Consider the following 5,174-nt stretch of genomic DNA (forward strand, 5'->3'; position numbering starts at 1 on the left):
CTGGATCGGTGCTGATTCCTTGCTGACCGGGCACCCAGTTTGCCGGTACACCCTTCCCCGTTTGCTTTGCGTATCTAAAGGCTTCAAGCATCCGGACATGCTCTGGAAGGTTTCGGCCAACATTACCGGGATATATCAGCTTCGCCCTGATGATTTGCTCCGGGTCAATGAATATGGATGCCCTGAAGGCGGCACCGGTGTTTTCATCCAGCACTCTGTAAGCACGGCTGATGACCTGGGTCCTGTCGCTGACCATTGGAAAGGTAACATTTTTCAAAGACGGAGATGTGTCTTTAAAGACAATGTGTGAATAGGCACTGTCTGTACTGATAGAGAGCAGTTCAGCGTTCAGCGCTCGTATATGCGGGTAAATAGCGGCGACCGCCGCCAATTCTGTAGGTCAAACGAATGTAAAATCGCTTGGGTAAAAAAACAATATGACCCACTTCCCTTTATAATCCTCGAGGCTGATCTTTTTGATGCTCCGGTCAATGACCGCGTCTGCTGTGAAAAGCGGCGCCTGGTCGTCACGTGTCGCACAGAAAACCGTCTGGCAGGCGGACAAATCCTTTGCATATATTTTTTCATCCATCGCAGCCGGCCTCCTTTCATAAAATTTCTTTCTATACAATCATATGCAGCAGCCTATGAACTGATTGTTTATATTTATGCTTCCATCAGGAAAAACTACTTATGACAAGAAAGGAGGGTTCAAGATGGGAAGAGGTAAAGATTTCAATCATAAGAATAAAAGCCATCCTGGCAATTTCCCTGCAGGTGCCGAAAAAGCAAAGCGGGCTGCAACAGAAGCACAGGAAGATGAAGAATTCCTGGTCGTCCAGGAAGCTTTTAAAAACCGCGTAGAGGAAGACGAAGCTTAGCAGATCAGAACCTGGTGCATTTCGCCGGGTTCTTTTTTTGCCGGAAATGAATTTTGAAACTTTTTCAAAAGGGTATCGTATATGTAGGTACTTAAGGTTATTTTCGCAGGGATACATATTGACGAAAAGAGCCTACTTAAGAAGGAGGAGTTAAAGATGATTGTAACGACAACACCGACTTTGCAGGGGAAAGAGATTGAACGTTATTTAGGGATTGTGTCCGGTGAAGCCATTATGGGAGCGAACGTGGTCCGTGACTTTTTGGCAAGTGTCACAGATGTGATTGGCGGCAGGAGCTCAGCTTATGAAAATAAGCTAGCCGAGGGACGCGAAATTGCCATCCGTGAAATGGAAGACAAAGCGCGCAGAATGGGTGCAAATGCTGTCGTTGGTGTTGATCTTGATTTTGAAACACTTCGAGAAGGCATGATGATGTGCATCGCTACTGGTACGGCTGTTTATGTGAAGGAATAATTGGTATGGGACCAGGTATTTTGCCAGGTCCCTTTTTATCTAAATTCCAAGTGCGGAAAACACATTATTTTGCTCGAAATCCTTCATTATTTCAGGCGGCAGAAGTAATTCGAGTTGTTCTTTCGTTGCCCATTTGAAATCAGAATGTTCCGCTGAAAGCTTGATATCATGACTCTCACTATGGCATAAGTATGCAAGCAGAATGATTTGCCTTGTTGGATCTGTTTTAAAAGTTGTCGCATATAAAATTTTGTCAACAGTAACAGTTATGCCAATTTCTTCGTTAATTTCACGAATTAATGCCGCTTCGATGTCTTCACCTAATTCCATTTTGCCTCCAACGGTCTCCCAAGTGTTATTGCCCACTTCATCATCTGCTGCCCTCTTAACGATAAGTACTCTTCCCTCAAGTAAGATGACGCCTTTAACGACTACAACCATTTTATTTTCTTGCCTCATCTGAGTACACCTTTCCCTTTAAACAATAATCTTGCAAAATTGGAATGTTATTTTGCGGAAATCGATAGGCACAATTACCTTGCGAAATCCTCAGCTATTTTTGCAAACTGGAAATTCACAAGGGATTTTTCCCAATTCTGCTTAAATGTACTTTTTAAAATTAGCAATTCTTAATCTATCTCCTACAATCATATCCTCTTGCCGAACGAAGCCAAGTTTTTCATATAGTCTTACAGCCGGCAGATTTGCTGCGCCTGTTGACACAATGACTTTTGTTGCTGCTTTTTCTATCGACTCAATATGTGCGATGAGTTTGGCAGCAATTCCCCTTCGAAAAAAATCAGGATGGACCATAACCCGGTGTATATCAAGTGTCCCAGCTTCCCTTTTATACGAAATGGCACCTGCAAGCTTGTTCTCTTTGTAATAGCCGATGAAGGTTTCCCCGCAATTCTGCAGCTGTTCAAATGTTTCTGTTAATGGTGGAATCTCAGTAGTCCCGATTAATTCCGCCTCGATTATGTATGATTTTCTTTGCAGTTCAAGCACTTCGGCTGCGGCGATGATATGTGCCAAGCGGATTTCTTTGATTTCCGGGAGAATGCCATAATCACGGATTTTATTAATAATGATTTCAGGTCTCCCATGAAGCGGTGGCAAATCGGTCAATGGGAAAAACCGCAGCTCCTTGCTTTCGCCATCAAGCATTTGCAGGGTACCTTCCCATTCATCTGAGGCATAAAGGGCGATTGCGTTGTAAATTTCATCACCGTTCGGATATTTGAAATAATATTCCTCTCCTGCAAGCACATCCAGGAACTTTAGGTTCTTTAAATGAAGACCCGTTTCCTCAAGCAGCTCGCGTCTGGCCGTCTCCTCAAAGCTCTCCCCAGGCTCCATTGCACCGCCAGGAATCCCCCACTTGCCAGTATCAGTCCTTAGCTGAAGCAAAACCTCATACCGCTCATTGAAAACAAGCACAGCAGAACCCGCCAAAATAAACGGCCTAGTCCCAATCAACCCGCGAATCTCCCTAATATAATCAGGCAAACAACATCCCTCCTCAAAAAGCACTTTAACACACCACCGCGCCGGGGGTCAGACCCCCAACACGTTAACGTGGTACTGCACCGTGGGTCTGACCCCCAGTGCGTTAATGCATTGGTGCGTTTTTTCTATTATACTAGGTTAAGCATAAGGAAATTTGTTTTGTTTTGAAAGGAGTATTTATGAAATCATTAGTTCTTGCTGAGAAGCCGAGTGTTGCGCGTGAGTTGGCTCGTGTTCTTGGCTGTAATAAAACGCATAAGAGTTATTTTGAGGGTAATCAATATATTGTGACGTGGGCGCTGGGCCACTTGATTGAATTGAAGATGCCGGAGAATTATGACCCGAAATATAAGGTTTGGAAGCTTGAGGAGCTGCCGATCATTCCGGATAAAATGGGGCTAAAAGTCATCAAGCAGACGAGCCACCAATATAAGGCGATTGAAATGCTTGCCGAGCGGAAGGACGTTGGCGAGTTCATCATCGCCACGGATGCCGGACGTGAAGGTGAACTTGTGGCCAGGTGGATTCTTCAACGAATTAACTGGCGCAAACCAATCAAACGTCTTTGGATTTCATCCCAAACCGACCGCGCAATCAAGGACGGCTTCAAACAGCTGAAGCCTGGCAAGCAATTTGAGGACTTGTATGAATCTGCGGTATGCCGTGCGGAAGCTGATTGGCTAATCGGCTTGAACGTTTCCCGCGCACTGACAACAAAATACAAAGATCCATTGTCAGCAGGACGTGTTCAGACCCCTACTCTGGCTATGGTCCTTGAACGTGAAGACGAAATCAATAAGTTCGTGCCAAAAGATTACTGGATGATTCAGGCGAAGGTCGGCGCCCTGACTGCCGAATGGGAGCATAACGGCGAGAAGCGTATTTTTTCCAAAGAGAAGGCTGAGCAAATCCAGAACAAGCTGTCGAATAAAAAAGCTGTGTTGAAGTCAATCGACCGCAAGCAAAAAACAGAACCGCAGCCATTGCCATATGACCTGACTGAATTGCAGCGTGATGCCAACAAACGGTTTGGTTTTTCGGCTAAGAAAACATCCAATGTCCTGCAGGGATTATATGAACAGCACAAGCTCGTCACCTACCCAAGGACAGATTCACGCTATTTAACGACTGACATGGAAGCAACGATGGCTGACCGCCTTCAGGGAATTTTGTCTGGTTATAAGGATGAAGCGAAGCCTGCACTTGCGCAAAAAGGAAAAGTACTGGCCCGCCGCGTGTTCAATAATGAAAAAGTAACTGATCACCACGCAATCATTCCGACAGAGGAACGACTTCATCTAGCAGACTTGTCACCGGATGAAAGAAAGTTATACGACCTGATCGTTCGCCGATTCCTTGCACTTTTTTACCCGGCTTACCAATTCGAAACGATTCACGCAAGCTTTGACGTCGAGGGTGAATCACTATCTGCAAGGGAAACGAACGTCCTCGACCTTGGTTATAAAAAGGTCCTTGGTAAAGACGATGATGAAAATCCATCGAAACAAAGTCTTGGACATCTAGAAAAAGGCAAAATCTATCCAGTCGGCCAGGTGACAACAAATAATAAGATGACTGAGCCGCCGCTTCGCCTATCTGAATCAGACATTCTCGCAAAAATGGAGAAGTTTGGCCTCGGGACACCGGCTACACGTGCGGAAATCATCGAGCGCTTAATCTCATCTGAAGTCGTTGACCGCCAAAACGGACGACTGTACCCGACGAAAAAAGGCAAACAGCTAATTAACCTTGTGAACGATGAACTAACCTCCCCAGAACTTACAGCCAAATGGGAAAAAGAACTCGAAGAGATTGCTCGAGGCAAAGGTGATCCGAAAGCATTCAAACAGCGGATCCGCGAACAGACAGCGAGACTTGTATCTGAAATCAAAACAAGCGACAAGTCCTATCGCGCCCATAACCTCACTGGATCGAAGTGTCCAGAATGCGGCGAGTTCATGAAGGAACGAAAAACAAAAGAAGGAAGAATCCTCGTCTGTTCAAGTCCTGAGTGCAGCTTCCGCAAGCACAAGGATCCAAAGCTTTCACAGCGCCGCTGCCCGCAATGCCATAAACGGATGGAAATCCATAATGGCAAAGCAGGTGCGTACTTCCAATGCCGCCGCTGCAATGTCGTTGAAAAGGCAGAGGATAAGAAAAAAGGCGTCTCCAAACGCGAGGAACGCAAGCTGAAGGAAAAATACAGCCCAGCCGAAACCAATTTCGGAACGAGCCTCGGCGACCTGCTGAAGGCAGCGTTGGAGGATAAGGAATAATCTTGCAGCACAATGCAAAAGCGGCCTTGTGCCG

Annotated in this window: 6 protein-coding genes and 1 pseudogene; 3 read left to right on the top strand and 4 right to left on the bottom strand. The window is 45.7% G+C overall.

What is annotated here, in order from left to right; all coding sequences use genetic code 11:
• On the bottom strand, positions 1-592 hold a 592-nt coding region (locus WB217_RS06945; protein WP_423991921.1), incomplete at its 3' end, for a peroxiredoxin.
• Between the two features lie 124 nt (positions 593-716).
• Here WB217_RS06945 and WB217_RS06950 point away from each other — a divergent pair.
• Positions 717-881 (top strand): hypothetical protein, encoded by a 165-nt coding sequence (locus tag WB217_RS06950; RefSeq protein WP_423991923.1) that lies wholly within the window; start codon positions 717-719, stop codon positions 879-881.
• A gap of 156 nt (positions 882-1,037) precedes the next feature.
• Complete coding sequence (locus WB217_RS06955) at positions 1,038-1,355, top strand: YbjQ family protein (protein WP_423991925.1); 318 nt, start codon at positions 1,038-1,040, stop codon at positions 1,353-1,355.
• 39 nt (positions 1,356-1,394) lie between these two features.
• Here the strand turns inward: WB217_RS06955 and WB217_RS06960 are convergent, their stop codons facing one another.
• The 3 genes and pseudogenes from WB217_RS06960 to WB217_RS06970 form a co-directional block, all read right to left on the bottom strand.
• Positions 1,395-1,814 (bottom strand): NUDIX hydrolase, encoded by a 420-nt coding sequence (locus WB217_RS06960; protein WP_423991927.1) that lies wholly within the window; start codon positions 1,812-1,814, stop codon positions 1,395-1,397.
• 141 nt (positions 1,815-1,955) lie between these two features.
• Complete coding sequence (locus WB217_RS06965; RefSeq protein ID WP_423991931.1) at positions 1,956-2,363, bottom strand: GNAT family N-acetyltransferase; 408 nt, start codon at positions 2,361-2,363, stop codon at positions 1,956-1,958.
• A gap of 69 nt (positions 2,364-2,432) precedes the next feature.
• A pseudogene (locus WB217_RS06970) lies at positions 2,433-2,864 on the bottom strand (NUDIX hydrolase); the annotation flags it as partial.
• Positions 2,865-3,043: 179 nt separating this feature from the next.
• On the opposite strand from WB217_RS06970, the gene WB217_RS06975 reads away from it, so the two are divergent.
• Positions 3,044-5,140 (top strand): DNA topoisomerase III, encoded by a 2,097-nt coding sequence (locus tag WB217_RS06975; RefSeq protein ID WP_423991929.1) that lies wholly within the window; start codon positions 3,044-3,046, stop codon positions 5,138-5,140.
• Positions 5,141-5,174 lie beyond the last annotated feature (34 nt).

Source organism: Mesobacillus sp. (assembly GCF_049588175.1).
Taxonomy (GTDB): domain Bacteria; phylum Bacillota; class Bacilli; order Bacillales; family Cytobacillaceae; genus Mesobacillus.

Coding starts and splice junctions, on each gene's coding strand:
- WB217_RS06950 (WP_423991923.1), top strand. CDS start 717: ATGGGAAGAGGTAAAGATTTCAATCATAAGAATAAAAGCCATCCTGGC.
- WB217_RS06955 (WP_423991925.1), top strand. CDS start 1,038: ATGATTGTAACGACAACACCGACTTTGCAGGGGAAAGAGATTGAACGT.
- WB217_RS06960 (WP_423991927.1), bottom strand. CDS start 1,814: ATGAGGCAAGAAAATAAAATGGTTGTAGTCGTTAAAGGCGTCATCTTA.
- WB217_RS06975 (WP_423991929.1), top strand. CDS start 3,044: ATGAAATCATTAGTTCTTGCTGAGAAGCCGAGTGTTGCGCGTGAGTTG.